This is a genomic window from Psychrobacter sp., assembly GCF_035469765.1.
Lineage (GTDB): Bacteria > Pseudomonadota > Gammaproteobacteria > Pseudomonadales > Moraxellaceae > Psychrobacter.
Genome location: NZ_DATIRM010000190.1, coordinates 1 through 17,245, shown reverse-complemented (window position 1 = coordinate 17,245; position 17,245 = coordinate 1). Strand labels below are relative to the sequence as shown.

Genomic DNA, 17,245 nt, shown 5'->3' with positions numbered 1-17,245 from the left:
ATGTCTCTGTGGTGCAGACTGCACCTGCTGTGACCCAGATGCGTTTAGGGTTTTCAGGTGCGCCAGTATTACCAGCTGCCTATCAGCTCGACAATCCAAGCCGCTTGGTACTAGACTTTGAACAGGTGCAAAACGGGCTTGCCAGTCGTTTTAAAGAATATAATATCGGTATGGTCAATGAAGTCACCACCCTAAACAGTGACAATACCACCCGTCTTATCGTTGGGCTAAAAAAGACGGGTAACTATACCACCGCGATTGATGGCAATGAATTATTATTGACGATTACGGACCCTAATCGTCCAGTGATTGCTCCGGTGGTCACGAAAGTCATTACCAACGACCCTGTACAAGATGTCCTAAATGGCAATTCGGCTATTACCACCACTGCTGTGGTCACGCCAATCGTTGAAACCAGTAGTGTCGCCGTTGCTCCGATTAAGACGACAGTGACAAAAACCCAAGTGCCTGCTGATACTATGATTGTACGTGTCAATCCTTTATTAAGCCCGCAACTTGCCTCTGCACAAGTTAGTAAGCAATACAGTTATGATGGGCTAAGTGCTGTGAATTTCTCAACAGGAAATGATGGTGGTGGCAACGTCAGTATCTCACTTGCCAATGAAGCGATTCCAGTCGATGTGCAGCGTCAAGGCAATAAGCTGGTTGTGCGTTTGACTGGCAGCACGGTACCTAGAAATTTGCTGCGCCGCTTAAATGTTAATAGCGGCTTGGTCGACAGTATCGATACCAAAAACCAAAGTCAAAATGGTGTTATCACCATTAATATGAAAGAGGATTTTGAATACCAAGCCTATCAATCAGGCAATCAGCTAAATATTGGTATCAGAAAACCGGAGCTACTACGCGAGCCGACACTTGAAGAAAAAGTCTATACTGGTGAAGCGCTATCTATGGAGTTCCAAGATGTTGAGGTTCGTAGTGTTTTAGATCTCTTAGCGCAGTTTACAGAGATGAATATCGTTGCGAGTGATTCGGTCGCTGGTAATATTACCTTGCGCCTTATCAATGTGCCTTGGGATCAAGCGCTTGATATTATTCTAAAGAGTAAAAATCTCGGCAAGCGTGAAAACGGTAACGTGATTTTGGTTGCGCCTTCAACTGAGCTTGCTGAACAAGAAGCGCGTGAGCTTGAAGCACAGCAAGCGGTCGAGTCTTACGCGCCGCTACGCACAGAGTATATCCGTCTAAGCTACGCAAAAGCAGCAGATGTACTGACTCTTATTTCTCAAGGTAGCGGTGGTGCTTCTGGTGGTAGCACTACCGGCACTACTAATGCCAATCCAACTGATAGCAATAGTTTACTGTCTAATCGTGGTACGGTAACGGTTGATGAGCGTACTAATACTTTAATTGTCAAAGATGTGGCAGCTAGTATTGAAAACATCCATAAGCTCATCGGAAAAATTGATATTCCTGTCCGTCAGGTCATGATTGAAGCACGTATCGTTAGCGCCAGCGATAACTTTAGTAAAGAGATTGGAGTTCGTTGGGGTATCCTATCAGACGGCGTTGCAAGCAACCGCAATTTGCTGGTTGGTGGCAGTAATCAAACTTTATGGGATTTAAAAAAGTTTGATATAGATGAAGCTACTGGTGCGATCTCATACGATATCACTCGTCCTGATAATTTAAACGTTGATTTGGGTGTTGATAATCCAGCAGGTCGTATTGCTTTTGGTCTGCTTGGCATCTCTGATTTTATGCTCGATCTTGAGTTGTCAGCCATGCAAGCAGACAACCGCGGTGAAGTTATCTCTACGCCAAAGATTTTGACCGCCGATAAACAAACGGCGAAAGTATCTTCTGGTACGCAGATTCCTTATCAAGAAGCATCAGCGAGTGGGGCAACGACGACCAGCTTTAAAGAAGCTGCTTTAAGTTTAGAGGCCACGCCAAATATTACTCCAGATGGTAAGATTGGTTTGCAGCTGTTAATCACCAATGGCACACCGACCATTATCAATGGTCAGGTTGCCATCGCTGAAGACTCTATTTCGACCAACGTGATTGTTGAAGATGGTCAAACGGTTGTCTTAGGCGGTGTCTTCAAAAACCGTACTAGTAATGGGGTCGATAAAGTACCGTTCTTAGGTGACTTACCTTATATCGGTCGTGCATTCCGTAAAGATGTGCGCAGCAATTCTAAAGAAGAGCTGTTAATATTTATCACACCAAAATTGATCAATGATGGCATTAGCCGTTTAAATTAATCCGCGTCATTTTTATTCTAGACAAAAAAGTAAGCATTGATGCTTGCTTTTTTTATGGCTGATTTTTACGCTGGTAAGGATTTACTGACAATAATCAACGTGCATTACTAGCCAGAATATCGATGACGTTGTATCATACCTAATTTAGCTGAGTGAGTACTATGGTTGAGGAATTACCGTCGGTATTTTTAGTGGGGCCGATGGGAGCAGGGAAGACCACAATCGGCAGATTACTGGCAAAGCAGTTAGGGCGCTCGTTTGTGGACAGTGATTGGTATATTGAGTCGCAGACCGGTGCTGATATCGCTTGGATATTCGCCAAAGAAGGCGAGGCAGGCTTTCGTGAACGGGAAACGCGCGCGATAGATGAGCTAACGCAGCAACCGCGAATTGTCTTAGCAACTGGCGGCGGCGCTGTGATGGCAGCCGAAAATCGCGAGTATTTAAAGCAGCGCGGTATCGTTATTTATCTCAATGCGCCGGTCGATGTGCAAATGGCTCGTACTGCGAAAGACACATCACGTCCATTATTACAACAGCCTAACCCTAGAAAAATACTACAAGCATTATATAGCGCGCGCGATCCATTATATAGGGAAGTGGCGCATATTATTATGCCGACAGGACATACCTATCCACGTCATATGGTCAACCAACTATTACAGCAGCTTAACTCATTTTGCGCTTCTACGTCTGTCGCTTCAGAACCTCAAAAAGACTGATGTCAACAATGAATGATATTAAGATATTAAAAAGCTTCTTCAATATGTATTTAGCCCACTTTATTTGTAAGATTCAAGGAGATTTTCATGGCAACGCCACTGTTTCATGCTGATTTGACAGTACATACGCAAAGTCATGACTATCCAATCGTCATTACTGAAAACACAGCTACTGAAAATGCAATAGCAGAAAATAGTAGTATGGCTGGCCAAGTTGCCCCTTATATTACCGGTCAGCAGGTATTGATTGTTACCAATGAAACCATTGCGCCACTTTATCTACAAGCCCTACAAGAGCCACTTGAAGCGCAATTTACTGTGCAGATTTGTGTGTTGCCAGATGGTGAGCAATATAAGAACCAGTCGAGTATCGATCAGATTTATGATGTGTTGATGGCAGCACATTTTAATCGTGATGTGACCCTGATTGCGCTTGGTGGCGGTGTGATTGGTGATATGACAGGATTTGCAGCAGCAAGCTTCATGCGCGGCGTCAATTTTATTCAAATACCAACGACCTTACTGTCTCAAGTGGACTCAAGTGTCGGCGGCAAAACCGGCATCAATCATCCGCAAGGCAAAAACATGATTGGCGCATTCTGGCAGCCGCAAATAGTCTTGGCTGATATGAGTACTCTCAAAACTTTACCAGCGCGTGAGCTGTCAGCAGGGCTTGCTGAAGTCATCAAATATGCGCTGATTATGGATGTGGAGTTTTTGACTTGGCTTGAGCAAAATCTGCCTGCGATGATGGCATTGGACTTGGCGATACTTGGTGAAGCCGTCAAGCGCTGCTGTGAGTACAAAGCGGATATCGTCGCTCAAGATGAAAGAGAGTCAGGCGTACGCGCACTATTGAACTTTGGTCATACCTTTGGTCACGTGATTGAAACCCATGAAGGTTACGGTAATTGGTTGCATGGCGAGGCAGTCGCGGCAGGCATGGTACAAGCGGCTGAGTTGTCGCAAAAAATTGGCTGGTTAACGAGTGATGAAGTTGCCCGCGTCAAGCGCATATTATTGTTAGCCAATTTACCCATTACACCGCCGCCTATTGCCGTGCAAACTGCTCTGAACCTAATGGGTCATGATAAAAAAGTGAAACACGGACAAATCCGCCTTATTTTGTTAAAATCATTGGGTAAAGCTGTGCTAACCAATGAGTTTGATCCAGATTTGCTCACTGAGGTGCTATCACAACATGCTACCCATGCCTAACTGTGACGTGCAAGCCATAGCAGCAAGTGTGTTATAAATAGCGTGAGCAGTTAGATATCTAAATAGATTGCTTGGTTTTATCACTGGTTGCCAGTTTTTTATATTTTTTACGCCCTTACTTTAAGTATATCTTTACCAAGGACATCCCCATGGCAGCATCTCGCTCGACGACTCGCACCGCGAGCCAATCCTATCGCCGTCAAGCATTGATTTGGCTGATAGCGACCCTGCTGTTGGGCGTGTGTACTGCTTTGGTATGGATGTTTAGTCAAACACCAGCGATGGGTGCTAAAATAGAGAACGCTCCCATAGCGGCACCGCAAACACTGAGCGCAGAGCTCATGCAGCCATTAAAAATCGAATCGCTGCATGAGCTTGATACCGATGTACAGCCAATCAGTTTTGATGAAACGGTTCGTGATTTACGCAGCTATCCTGATGAGTTTAAAGATAAGCGTTATCTGCTTGCTAATAAAGGTAAGTGGACAGTACAGGTCATGAATGTCGCTGAAAATGAGGTGATTGTCAGTTATTTAGAGGGGCGTGACGACCGTAGTAAATTTGCCTATTTTCGCTACCTTGATGAAAACAAACAAGTACGTTATATGCTGACTTATGGACTGTTGAGCAGTCCACAAGAGGCGGTCGGTGCAGCTAAGCTAATAGATTTTAAGCTGCCTGCTAATGTGCGAGTATTGCCTGAAGAGATTAACCGTTACGTGGGTATTATTGATAATTATGAGCGTCCTGATCCTGTGAAAGATTTGAGTACCAAACGCACGCGTGCTGTCAATCTGCGACCAACCAAACGAGAAGTGCCGCTACGTCAAAAACCACCAACGGAAAATAACAGCGAGCAAACCGCAAGCAGTGCGACTAATCGTATTCCTCAAGAGTCCGCCAATAGCAATGCGACTGAAAGCATTCGTCAGTCAGTTGATACGTCTGATACCTTGTCAGTCAATGAAGAGCGTATTGTCGGTATAGAGCAGCAAGGCGATACTACCTCAGTACCTAAGAATATTGATAATAATGTACCGAAGAAACCGCCAGTGGTTGCCACACCTAAGGCGCCGAATAGCAATGCTAATAATAGCTCTAATAATGCGGCAGCGCCAAAAGCCAAAAACGACAGTATAAAAGAGCTTATCGAAGAAAAGAAAGATTAATTTTAAGTAAGCATATGCGTTAAAAAGCCCACTCAAAAATATAGTGGGCTTTTTTTATGAATAATTTATTTATGCATTTTTATATCTTATATAACAAATAATAATATAAACGCTTACAAAATCTGACGGATGAATCGGTAGAAAAGACTAGATTTTTTGTCAATCATTCACTAATATAAGCATGGGCGACGTTCTGTATAGTTATCGTAAATGATAATGTATTAGCCGATTATTTGATGAGCTTTTATTAAATTTAGGATAAATGACTAACAGAAAACACCGTATCTCAAGCGCTGCTACTTGCTAACCGGTTACTAGTTATACGCTATGATCAGCATATCGCAAGTGGCGCAACTTCTCTTATTATCATCCTTATTAGGATTGTTAAGGCGCTTGAATATAGGCGTCTTATATTCACATTTGATGGATAAACTGCGTTTTTTCAGCTATTTACTATTTTGGTCATTGAAGGTTATAAGACTCATATTGAAACCTATAACCAACATAACATCGACAAGTAATCGCGCTGAAGTGCTCGGTAACTGAATTTATGATGAGTACTGAGTTACTTATCAAGGTTATCTAGCAATCCGCGTTAAATTGATGTCTTAAATGACGCTAGCATGCATGGTGCTTTGATAATTGTTTTTATCATACCCAGTGCCCTGGCAGTAATTTCTCTGCTCGCGCTTTATTTATCCGGATATGTAAATATAATCCAGCCCGTTCTGCTTGCGGAGAATGGTTTGTGCATCACATTGGTTGCATATACTGCCGCTCACTTAAAAGGACAAGCTATGTCAATGATTTCCTCCCATACACATTTGGCCTCGCCAGATGATTTTTCTGACAATTGTGGCTTTGGTTTGATTGCTCATATTGAAGGTCAAGCCAGTCATGACTTGGTGAAAACAGCTATTCATAGTCTCAGTTGTATGACCCATCGTGGCGGTGTTGCTGCTGATGGCAAAACTGGTGATGGTTGTGGTTTATTATTAGCGACACCCGTTGCTTTCTTTAAAGATATTGCAGCAGAGCAACAGTTTGAGATAACGGATAACTTTGCTGTTGGTATGGTGTTCATTAATGATGATAAAACCCAAGCACAGCATAGCCAGCAAGTATTAAGTGATGAGATTATCGCGCAAGGACTAGAGGTCGCTGGATGGCGCGATGTGCCACTTGATTTAAGCATTGTCGGTGAGATTGGTCGTCAGACACTACCAGATTTTAAGCAAGTATTTGTCAATGCGCCGGATGGTTTAGCGGCAGATGATTTTAATCGTAAGCTGTTTGTAGCACGTAAAAAAGCTGAGCAACGCTTGGTTGATGATGAGCTGTTTTATGTCTGCTCATTGAGCTGTCAGACCATAATTTACAAAGGTTTGGTGATGCCATCAGACTTGCCAGCTTTCTTTCTAGATTTGCAAGATGCGCGTTTGGCATCGCACATTGTGGTGTTTCATCAGCGCTTTTCAACCAATACGCTACCACGCTGGCCATTGGCACAGCCTTTTCGCTATTTGGCACATAATGGGGAGCTAAATACCATCACGGGCAACCGCAGCTGGTCTGAGGCGCGTACGCCAAAATTAAAATCAGATAAACTGCCCAATTTGAATGAGTTAACGCCATTGGTAAATAGCAGTGGCTCGGATTCGTCTAGCTTAGATAATATGCTGGAAGTTCTGATGTCAGGCGGTATGAGCTTGTTTCATTCGATGTCAATACTTGTACCACCTGCATGGCAAAATGTCGATAGCATGGATATGGACTTGCGGGCATTTTATGAGTTTTATTCACAGCATATGGAAGCATGGGACGGTCCTGCAGGTCTCGTGATTCAAGATGGTCGCTATGCGGTTTGTATGCTTGACCGAAACGGTTTACGTCCATCGCGCTGGGTGACGACGAAGAATGGCTATATTACGGTTGCCTCAGAAGTAGGGGTTTGGGACTATCAACCAAAAGACGTCTTGGCAAAAGGTCGTGTTGGACCTGGTCAGATGCTGGTCATTGATACGCAAACCGGTCAAATTATGGACACCAAAGCCATCGCGACCTTGCTTAAAAAGGCGCATCCGTATCGTAAATGGCTACGTGACGAGGCAACTCGTATCCGTGATGATGAGCGCTTAGAAGAAGAGCTAGCAGCGCAGGCATGTCGTGGTGAGCCGCTAAAAGCGTTGCAAAAGATGTATCATATCACCAACGAAGAGCGTACAGAAATCATCCGTCCTAATGCCGAAAACGCGCAAGAACCAGTCGGTTCGATGGGTGACGATACGCCAATGGCGGTACTCTCGCAGCAAATTCGCCATGTCGGTGATTTCTTCCGTCAGCAGTTTGCACAGGTGACCAATCCACCGATTGATCCGCTACGTGAATCTATCGTTATGTCGTTACAGACTTGTCTTGGTGCTGAAACCAATGTGTTTGCACCATCAGCAAGAGACGCACATCGTCTTATCTTGTCATCACCGGTGTTATCAGCAAGTAAAATGCAGCAACTTGAAATCTTGGATGATCCTGCCTTTAAGCTGGCACGTATCGATGTAAATTATGAGCGTACATTAGAGCTGTCTGATGCCATTCTCGCTATCTGTGAGCAAGTTGCCAGTAGCATTCGTGCAGGTCATACCTTGATTGTCTTGTCTGATAAAGACATCGCAGCAGATAAAGTCCCTGCCAACGCCATAATGGTCACAGGGGCGGTGCATCATTATCTGATTGCACAAGGTATTCGTACTGATGCCAATTTAATTATCGAAACCGGTCTAGCGCGTGATTCACATCAAGTAGCGGTACTGATTGGATTTGGTGCGACCTGTGTTTATCCTTATCTAGCTTATGACGTGATTGATGATTTGGTTGCGACTGGCGAGCTACTTGGCGATCCGATTCAGGCACGGGTAAATTTCCGTAAAGGCTTAGATAAAGGTCTGCTGAAAATCTTATCAAAAATGGGTATCTCTACCATTGTGTCATATCGCGGTGCGCAGTTATTTGAAGCGGTTGGTCTTTCTGAGGAAGTCGTTAACCTGTGCTTTAAAGGCGTGCAAAGTCGTATTAAAGGCGCAACCTTTGCTGACTTGGCAGCGGATCAAGCACAGCTCGCGGCAAATGCCTTTAAGCGTCGTGCACCACTTGATCAAGGCGGCTTATTAAAATTTGTCTTTAATAAAGAGTATCATGCCTTTAATCCTGATGTGATTAATAGTCTACATCTGGCGGTACGAACTGGTAATTATGACAATTACCGTCAGTATGCAGAAATCGTTAATAGCCGTCCGGTCGCTACTTTACGTGATTTATTACAGCTTAAAACGGATAATCCTCTTGAAGTAGATGAGGTTGAAGATATCTCAGCCATTTTGTCGCGTTTTGACTCTGCAGGCATGTCGCTAGGCGCGCTGTCGCCAGAAGCGCATGAAGCCATCGCTATCGCTATGAATAGCATTGGTGGTCGCTCAAACTCAGGTGAGGGCGGTGAAGACCCTGTACGTTACGGGACATTGCGTAACTCAAAAATCAAACAAATTGCCTCTGGTCGTTTTGGGGTAACGCCCGCCTATCTGCGTTCAGCAGAAGTCATGCAGATCAAGGTTGCTCAAGGGGCAAAACCTGGTGAAGGTGGTCAGCTGCCGGGTGGTAAGGTTAATGCTTTAATCGCCCGCTTACGCTACTCTGTGCCTGGAGTGACGTTGATTTCACCGCCGCCGCATCATGATATTTACTCGATTGAAGATTTGGCGCAGCTTATTTTTGATCTTAAGCAAGTCAATCCAGATGCGTTGGTTTCAGTTAAGTTGGTTTCGCGTCCGGGTGTTGGTACGATTGCGACTGGTGTGGCAAAAGCCTATGCTGACTTGATTACTATCTCAGGTTATGATGGCGGTACGGCAGCATCGCCACTGTCGTCTATCCATCATGCTGGTTCGCCTTGGGAACTCGGTCTTGCTGAAACCCATCAATCATTACGGGTGAATGGCTTGCGTCATAAAGTTCGTATTCAAACTGATGGTGGTCTAAAGACAGGACTTGATGTGATCAAAGCAGCCATTCTTGGTGCGGAAAGCTTTGGATTTGGTACGACGCCGATGATAGCTGTTGGTTGCAAATACCTACGCATTTGCCATTTAAACAACTGCCCAACGGGCGTTGCCACTCAAAAAGCCCAGCTACGCGATGATCACTTCATCGGTGAAGCTGAAATGCTGATTAACTTCTTTAAATTTGTTGCAACCGAAACCCGCGAATGGCTTGCCAAGCTGGGCGTGCGCACGATGGAAGAGTTGGTTGGACGTACGGACTTGCTTGAAATATTAGAAGGCAATACTGCTAAGCAACAGCATCTTGATTTATCGCCTCTACTATTTAGTCATCCTGCCAGTAGCGGCAAAGCGCAAACCTGTCAAGTCGAGCGCAATGAGCCATTTGATAAAGGCTTACTTGCTGAGCAAATGATTAGCGATATGCTGCTTAATATTCGTCAAGGCAATGGGGGTGACTATAGTTACCACATTGGTAATTGCGATCGCTCTATTGGGGCGCGTATCTCAGGCGAGATTGCAGAGGTATGGGGTAATCTTGGCATGAGTGACAAACCCATTAAGCTGCACTTGACCGGAACAGCAGGACAAAGCTTAGGTGTTTGGAATGCTGGCGGCTTGCATATTGAGCTAGAAGGTGATGCCAATGATTATGTCGGTAAAGGCATGGCGGGTGGCGAGATTGTGATTTATCCACCAAAAGACTCGAGCTTTGTGACGCAAGATACTGCCATTATAGGTAATACCTGCTTGTATGGCGCAACAGGCGGCAAGCTATATGCTGCGGGTACGGCAGGGGAGCGCTTTGGTGTTCGTAACTCAGGTGCTCATGCGGTCATCGAAGGCACAGGTGATCATTGCTGTGAGTATATGACTGGCGGTATCATTACGATACTTGGACGTACCGGTCTTAACTTTGGTGCAGGCATGACGGGTGGATTTGCCTATGTACTCGATATGGAAGGGGATTTCTTTGATCGCTGTAACCATGAGCTGATTGACTTAAATCGTATCTCAAGCGAGCAGATGGAAAGCCACCGTATCTACTTACAGCAGGTCATCGAAAGGCATGTTGATAAAACGGGTAGTGCATGGGGGCAGAACATATTGGCGGACTTCGAGCATTATGCGCGTAAGTTCTACTTGGTTAAGCCAAAAGCGGCAAACGTTGGAACCTTGCTTAAGACCACGACCGCTGATCCACAATAATAGTTTCGACTTTTAATAGCGTTTATGCATGAAACCAAAAGTAATTTACAGGTTTTAAAAGCATATAACGCTATTTGAAAGAAGGTTTATAGATGTTTTGAGCAGGTAAATGACAGTCCGTATCAGTAAATTTGCCTCATCGAGGCTGCAGATATGGGCGGTCGTCACCCACTACAAAAGAGAGTTTTACCATGGCAAAACGCTTAGAAAATAGTTTTCAGTTTTTAGATGTACCACGGCTTGAGCCGATCAAAAAAGACATCGCCACGCGTTCAACGGAATTTGTTGAAATTTATCAGCCGTTTGAAAGTGAGTCAGTCGCTCAGCAATCGCATCGCTGTTTAGAATGTGGCAATCCGTATTGCGAATGGAAATGCCCAGTACATAATTACATTCCTAATTGGTTAAAACTAGCCGCTGAGGGTCAAATTTTCCAAGCGGCAGAATTGTGTCATCAAACCAATACTTTGCCTGAAGTTTGCGGACGTGTATGCCCGCAAGACCGCTTGTGTGAAGGTTCTTGTACACTTAATGACGGCTTTGGTGCGGTAACGATTGGCAATGTTGAAAAATATATTAATGACACAGCTTTTGCTCTCGGCTGGCGTCCTGATATGTCTGAGGTGGTTTGGACGGATAAAAAAGTCGCCATCATTGGTGCCGGACCTGCAGGACTTGGCTGCGCGGATATCTTGGTTAGAAATGGCGTCAAACCCGTTATCTTTGATAAACGCCCAGAGATTGGTGGTTTATTAACCTTTGGTATTCCAGAGTTTAAAATGGAAAAAGACGTCATGCGTAACCGCCGTGTCATCTTTGAAGGCATGGGCATGGAATTCCGCCTTGAGACAGAAATCGGTACTGATGTCACTATTGATGAGTTGTTAGGTGAATATGATGCTGTATTTATGGGTATGGGTACTTATACCTATATGCGTGGCGGTTTTGCCGGTGAAGAATTGGATGGTGTTTATGACGCACTAGATTACCTGATTGCCAACGTCAATCGCTGTAATGATTGGGAAAAAGATCCAGCAGAATATATCGATTTTAAAGGTAAAAAAGTGGTGGTACTTGGCGGCGGTGATACCGCAATGGACTGTAACCGTACCAGCATTCGCCAAGGTGCACATCAAGTGGTCTGTGCTTATCGCCGTGATGAAGAAAATATGCCAGGCTCACGACGCGAAGTGGTCAATGCACGAGAGGAGGGCGTTGAGTTTTTATTTAATCGTCAGCCAACTGAAATCATCGGTCTCAATGGTAGAGTTAATGCGGTCAAAGTCGTCACTACCCAATTGGGCGCACCAGATGAGAATGGTCGTCAGTATCCTGAGCCAATTGCCAACTCAGAGGAGATTATCCCCTGTGATGCGGTGATTATGGCATTTGGTTTCCGTCCAAGTCCGGCTGATTGTTTTGACTCGCAGCAGATTTCTATGGATAAATCTGGTCGAGTATTGGCAGCAGAAAAACAAACCTTTAAGTTCCAAACTAATAATCCCAAAATCTTTGCAGGCGGAGATATGGTACGTGGCTCTGATTTGGTAGTCACTGCCATTTGGGAAGGTCGTGAAGCGGCTGAAGGGATTTTAGACTACTTAGAAGTGTAGTAATTAGCCTGATTGACAGCCAAATGCTCGCTTAATCATGCTTTTTTCTGGCGATGTTCGAGCATGTTTTGACACTTAACGTCTTTTATCTTTTAATAGGTAAAAGGCGTTATTTTTATACTTTTTTTAATTCCAATTCTCATTAATGATAAGAGATGTCCTGCGTGAAGCCGACTTTTTTACAACGATTTACCGCTCCCGTGATAGAGCCATACGCTCGCTATCAGCATGCTGATGTGCTGCATGCCATACGTTTGGGCGTGGCAGTTATACTCGCTTTATTAGTCAATAAAGTCACCAATTTTCCACATGGAGAATGGACGACTATTACTGTTTTTATTATTCTAGGATTGCTACAGTATCAAGGTGCAATCTATACTAAGGCTAAAGAGCGAGTACTTGGTACTTTATTAGGTATTGGTGCTGCGGTCGGTATTGTATGGTTTAGTCAAGGCGTAGGGACATGGTTGTGGGTAGATTATGTCATCATCGGACTGATGAGTGGTATTATTGGCTATCTGGCGATTAGGAATCTTGGCTACACAGGGTTATTGACTGGTATAACCATGTTGATGATTGTCTCAGATTTGGGTCAAAGCCCTATCGGCCAAGATGGTATCTACCGCGCCCTCAATATTTTACTTGGTACTGGCCTTGCAGTTGCAGCGACATTGATTTTGCCATTGAAGTCCACGTTGATGTGGCGATTCTTACTGGCTAGTAACCTCGATGCTTGTAGTAATCTTTATGCTAGGGTAGGCAATCATATCGATACTGCTGAAGAATTGATTGATGGTGCTGTTCAGTACGTCAATCCAACTGTCTTTGCCGTTGATGGAGTACCTGTTAATAAAGCTTTAGTGACAGAGCTACAGCAGATCAATAAAAGACTCTTAGCGGTACGCCCACATATGGCAGCAACAACGAGCGAGTCTGGTATCGATAAAGAGACAATTGAGAGTATTCAACGTACCCACCGAAATATTATTGGCACGATTGATCTGCTGCTAACGGCAGCACCGCGCTTAGCCAGTATCGAGATCGATGAGGATAATCATATCCTGCTCATACATTATCAGCACGAATTAACCCAAGTGATGCAAAATATGGCAGCAGTGTTGCGTAGCCCAAGTGATGAGGTATTTCGTCCCATTACGCGTATTACCTTATCAGAATATCCAAGCGTAGAAAATTTAGGCTTTGAATGGCAGGGCTACTTTTGGTTGACACAAACTTTACAAGTGCAATTACAGCAGCTCAGTGACTTATTACAAGAGACTAAGCCGCAGTGGTTTGCGGCTTCTGGTTTGCGCTACCAGCGCCGTGAACAACGACGTATAGAGAAGCATGGCGGCGAAACCGACTTGCATTTATAAATAAAAAACAAATAAAAAAACGCTGACCATCTAAGTCAGCGTTTTTTTACGGTAATATTTACTAAAAACAGCTATAAATAATCATCTATTAATAAACAATGATTAACGACCGGTTTTTAGCTTATCCCAATACTGTTGATATACTTGCAATGCTTCATCACCAACATCTTCTTGGAACTCAGCTTTTGCTAGCACGTCTTTACTTGGATAGATGGTTGGATTATTTTTGACCTCATCTGGCATCATCTCACGTGCCGCACTATTAGGCGAGGCGTAACCAATCTCTTCGCTGACGATTTTAGAGTTCTCTGGACGGAGCAAGTAATCAATAAATTTGTGTGCTGCATCGACTTGCTTAGCATTTTTAGGAATGACAAAATTGTCCATCCATAATATCGCACCTTCAGTTGGGTATTTATACACCAAACTCGTGAGACCTTCACTATTGGCGATGATAGCTTCACCATTCCAGGTCATACCGACGCTGGTTTCACCTTCCATATATGGCATACGTGAGGCATCTGAATTAAAGGTTTTCACATTTGGCATCAAGGTCGTCAGCTTCTCATAAGCGGCTTTAATTTCGTCAGGATTTCTACTATTGCCAGAGTAGCCTAGGGTTAATAGCGCCATGCCAAAGACTTCGCGCATATCATTCATCAGCATCACTTGACCTTTATACTCAGGACGCCATAAGTCATTCCAACTATTGACCGTAGCTGGATCGACGATCTCGCCATTGATAGCAAGACCGGTGCTGCCCCACATATAAGGAATCGAGTATTTGTTTTCTGGGTCAACCTTGGTATTGGTAAAAGAAGTATCAAGATTTTTAAAGTTGCTCAATTTAGATTTGTCTAGCTCTTGCAGCAGTCCTTCTTTAGCCATCTTTTCGACATAATAAGTCGACGGAATCGCTAAATCATATTGGCTAGAATCATCAAGCAGTTTTAGCTTGGCATACATGGCTTCATTAGAGTCAAAGGTGGTGTAATTGACTTTGATACCGGTCTCTTCAGTAAAGCCATCAAGAATCTCTTGTGGCATATACTCTGACCAGTTATAAAGATTTAGCGTGACATCATTGGTAGCAGCACCATCGGCAGCAACGTTATCAGATTTGCTACAGCCAGAAATAGAGAGCCCGATAGCAGCGCACAGCAATGCTTTAGGCAGTATTTTAATAGAGGCGCGAGTAGATCGATTGGATGAGGATAAATGGGACAAGGTAGCTCTCCTACACAAGGTAAATAAGTTAAAAACAGGCGTATGATACAGATATGGTATCGTTGATTATACGGTTATGATGTGCAGTAATTTAAAGGTCAACAACTCAAAGAGTAATGCCTTAAATGGGTTTAGCGCTAACCAATGCTAGGATTACTGCTCATGCAATGCTAGCAATCAATCATGCTATGATAAGCGTTATTTGGTCTTTAGTCAGAACTCTTTAAGGATAGTCATACTCTAACCATAACATAATAATAAAGGATGCAACATCATGGCTCAAACCGTTATTCCGGCACTTCTTACTGATAAAGTCGCTATCGTTACAGGCGCAAGTCGTGGTCTCGGCGCGCAAACTGCTGAGCAGATGGCAGCAGCAGGCGCGAGCGTCTGCGTGAATTATTTGAATAGTAAAGCAGCGGCTGAAAAAGTGGTTGCTGATATCGAAGCAGCAGGCGGGCGTGCTTTTGCTTATCAAGGAGATGTGACTGATTTAGCACAAATGCAAGCAATGGCAGCGGCAGTTATAGAGCGTTTCGGACGTATTGATATATTGGTTAACAATGCTTTGCCGAGCTATCAATTTAATCCGAGTGCTGATTACACCAGTATTGAGACCGTAAAATGGGCGCATTTCTCCCAACAAATTGACGGTATTGTTCAAGGTGCCGTCAATACAGTACAAGCGGTCTTACCGCAAATGAAAACTCAGCAGATGGGTAAGATCATAAATATCTCAACCAACTTGGTTTATAATCCGGTGGTCACTTATTACGACTATACCACTGCAAAATCTGCATTGATTGGTCTGACACGTAATTTAGCGGCGGAGCTTGGACAATACGGAATCCGCGTTAACTTGCTGGCCGGCGGATTGCTACAAACTACGGATGCGAGCCGTTTGACGACCGAAGAAGTCTTTGATTATATCGCTACGACGACGCCCCTGCGCCAAGCAACCTCAGTGGCCGACTTTGCCAATTCAGTATTACTAATGGCGTCTGATTTGAGCTCAGCCATTACTGGTCAATCTATTGCCGTTGATGGCGGCTTGACGATGCCTTAATAATGGCACTATTTTTTGGTCACTAAATTGATTTAATTGTATAAAAGAGATGAGATGACGAACCGTAAAATCGCTGGCATTATTACTACTATTATAGGTCTGTGCGCCCTTATTGCTTTTTTCAATGCTGGTATGGATACGCCTCTCTTAAGCTGGCCATTAGAAGCCTATCTTGGCGTGGCATTCACTATTGGCTGGTTAACCAGTATGCCAACATTTTTAGCTTATTTAATCGCTGCATTGATATTTGTTTTGATCGCTGTTTCACTTTATAATCTTGGTAGTTGGGTTTATGGATTGGTAGCGGGACGAGGGTAAATAACACTGAAGTTTTACATTTTTGACCATATCATTTAATAGATTTTTTAAATTCTATTGGTCAGTATGTAAGTGCCTAACGACCGATTGAATACCGTGCTCTTCAATCGTACCGGTGACAAAATCCGCACGCGCGATCAGCTCAGGTTTTGCATCGCCCATTGCCACTGCATAGCCTACCAAATCAAACATTTCTAAATCATTCAACCCATCACCAAACGCCATACAATCCTTCGCATCAATATCGTAATGCAGGCATAAATCAATAATACCTCGTGCTTTGGAGGCTTCTGTTGGCAAGATGTCTGCGCCAATATGATGCCAATGTACCAGTTTTAAATCATCTTGGGCAAAATCGACATCCTGCATTTTCTCTTCTTGATTGTTAAAGAATACAGAACATTGATAAACCGTATTTGCCTTATGATAATCTGGGTCAAGAATAGAGTTTGGCGTGATTGCATTGTATTCACGCAGGCGCGCGTTTTCATGTGACCATGCAATATGTGTTGCCGAATCAAACTTGTGAATGAGTTCACTTTTTTGGCATAGCATTACAATCTTGTTAGTCTGCGTATCGGTTAATGGGTAATGACTAATCATGCCATCTTTATTAAAGCTATATTGTCCATTCATACAGATAATGGCATCTAATACATTGGCATCAAGCAAAGCTAGAATATCAGCAGGCAATATCGCTTTAGAGCGTCCTGTTGAAATCACCAATTTAATATCAGTCTGGGCGAGCGCTTCAAGGGTTGCTTGATTGTGCGCGGCGATAATACCATTGCGGCTTAAGGTATCATCGATATCAAAAAATATAATTTTGGGGGTGGGAATGTGCGTGTTTGTGATTGGCATAGGTGTCCTTTTTATAGTAAATATTAGAATCTTAGCACTTTCAGTCATTTAAAGCGTGTTATCTATAAAAGAGTAGCGTGGGCAACACATAAGACATGATTTTAGTCAAAATTATATTTGTGATTCTTATTGGTTTTTTATCTATTCTACTACCTACAAATATAATTTTTACTTACTTTT

At 43.6% G+C, this 17,245-nt stretch carries 11 protein-coding genes; 9 read left to right on the top strand and 2 right to left on the bottom strand.

Translation table 11 applies throughout. The features are described 5' to 3' along the window. From pilQ to VLN09_RS05455, 7 genes are all read left to right on the top strand, one after another. Positions 1–2,234, top strand: a 2,234-nt coding sequence (gene pilQ / locus VLN09_RS05485; RefSeq protein WP_325244441.1) for a type IV pilus secretin PilQ, incomplete at its 5' end; no start/stop codon positions are given. A gap of 161 nt (positions 2,235–2,395) precedes the next feature. Further along, on the top strand, positions 2,396–2,956 hold the full coding sequence (gene aroK, locus VLN09_RS05480) for a shikimate kinase AroK (protein ID WP_325244439.1): 561 nt from the start codon (positions 2,396–2,398) through the stop codon (positions 2,954–2,956). An 87-nt stretch (positions 2,957–3,043) separates the two neighbouring features. Continuing rightward, the gene (gene aroB, locus VLN09_RS05475; protein ID WP_325244437.1) at positions 3,044–4,174 is read left to right on the top strand and encodes a 3-dehydroquinate synthase; all 1,131 of its coding nucleotides are present in this window, start codon (positions 3,044–3,046) and stop codon (positions 4,172–4,174) included. Positions 4,175–4,323: 149 nt separating this feature from the next. Beyond that, positions 4,324–5,343 (top strand): hypothetical protein, encoded by a 1,020-nt coding sequence (locus tag VLN09_RS05470; RefSeq protein WP_325244435.1) that lies wholly within the window; start codon positions 4,324–4,326, stop codon positions 5,341–5,343. Between the two features lie 797 nt (positions 5,344–6,140). Further along, the gene (gene gltB, locus VLN09_RS05465) at positions 6,141–10,604 is read left to right on the top strand and encodes a glutamate synthase large subunit (RefSeq protein WP_325244433.1); all 4,464 of its coding nucleotides are present in this window, start codon (positions 6,141–6,143) and stop codon (positions 10,602–10,604) included. Positions 10,605–10,795: 191 nt separating this feature from the next. After that, complete coding sequence (locus tag VLN09_RS05460; RefSeq protein WP_325244431.1) at positions 10,796–12,217, top strand: glutamate synthase subunit beta; 1,422 nt, start codon at positions 10,796–10,798, stop codon at positions 12,215–12,217. 155 nt (positions 12,218–12,372) lie between these two features. Beyond that, entirely contained in the window at positions 12,373–13,593 is a 1,221-nt protein-coding gene (locus tag VLN09_RS05455; RefSeq protein ID WP_325244429.1) for an FUSC family protein, read from the top strand. 102 nt (positions 13,594–13,695) lie between these two features. Here VLN09_RS05455 and VLN09_RS05450 read toward each other — a convergent pair whose 3' ends face one another. Continuing rightward, the gene (locus VLN09_RS05450) at positions 13,696–14,820 is read right to left on the bottom strand and encodes an ABC transporter substrate-binding protein (RefSeq protein ID WP_325244427.1); all 1,125 of its coding nucleotides are present in this window, start codon (positions 14,818–14,820) and stop codon (positions 13,696–13,698) included. A 274-nt stretch (positions 14,821–15,094) separates the two neighbouring features. Here VLN09_RS05450 and VLN09_RS05445 point away from each other — a divergent pair, with 274 nt between their 5' ends. Together VLN09_RS05445 and VLN09_RS05440 are read left to right on the top strand one after the other, a co-directional pair. Next, complete coding sequence (locus VLN09_RS05445) at positions 15,095–15,886, top strand: 3-oxoacyl-ACP reductase (protein ID WP_325244425.1); 792 nt, start codon at positions 15,095–15,097, stop codon at positions 15,884–15,886. Between the two features lie 54 nt (positions 15,887–15,940). Further along, on the top strand, positions 15,941–16,204 hold the full coding sequence (locus VLN09_RS05440) for a hypothetical protein (protein ID WP_325244423.1): 264 nt from the start codon (positions 15,941–15,943) through the stop codon (positions 16,202–16,204). A 54-nt stretch (positions 16,205–16,258) separates the two neighbouring features. Here the strand turns inward: VLN09_RS05440 and VLN09_RS05435 are convergent, their stop codons facing one another. Further along, complete coding sequence (locus VLN09_RS05435) at positions 16,259–17,065, bottom strand: Cof-type HAD-IIB family hydrolase (RefSeq protein WP_325244421.1); 807 nt, start codon at positions 17,063–17,065, stop codon at positions 16,259–16,261. Positions 17,066–17,245: the final 180 nt, after the last annotated feature.

Bases quoted from the DNA above. Each gene is read 5' to 3' on its own strand.
- aroK (WP_325244439.1), top strand. From the start codon at position 2,396: ATGGTTGAGGAATTACCGTCGGTATTTTTAGTGGGGCCGATGGGAGCA.
- aroB (WP_325244437.1), top strand. From the start codon at position 3,044: ATGGCAACGCCACTGTTTCATGCTGATTTGACAGTACATACGCAAAGT.
- VLN09_RS05470 (WP_325244435.1), top strand. From the start codon at position 4,324: ATGGCAGCATCTCGCTCGACGACTCGCACCGCGAGCCAATCCTATCGC.
- gltB (WP_325244433.1), top strand. From the start codon at position 6,141: ATGTCAATGATTTCCTCCCATACACATTTGGCCTCGCCAGATGATTTT.
- VLN09_RS05460 (WP_325244431.1), top strand. From the start codon at position 10,796: ATGGCAAAACGCTTAGAAAATAGTTTTCAGTTTTTAGATGTACCACGG.
- VLN09_RS05455 (WP_325244429.1), top strand. From the start codon at position 12,373: ATGTCCTGCGTGAAGCCGACTTTTTTACAACGATTTACCGCTCCCGTG.
- VLN09_RS05445 (WP_325244425.1), top strand. From the start codon at position 15,095: ATGGCTCAAACCGTTATTCCGGCACTTCTTACTGATAAAGTCGCTATC.
- VLN09_RS05440 (WP_325244423.1), top strand. From the start codon at position 15,941: ATGACGAACCGTAAAATCGCTGGCATTATTACTACTATTATAGGTCTG.
- VLN09_RS05435 (WP_325244421.1), bottom strand. From the start codon at position 17,065: ATGCCAATCACAAACACGCACATTCCCACCCCCAAAATTATATTTTTT.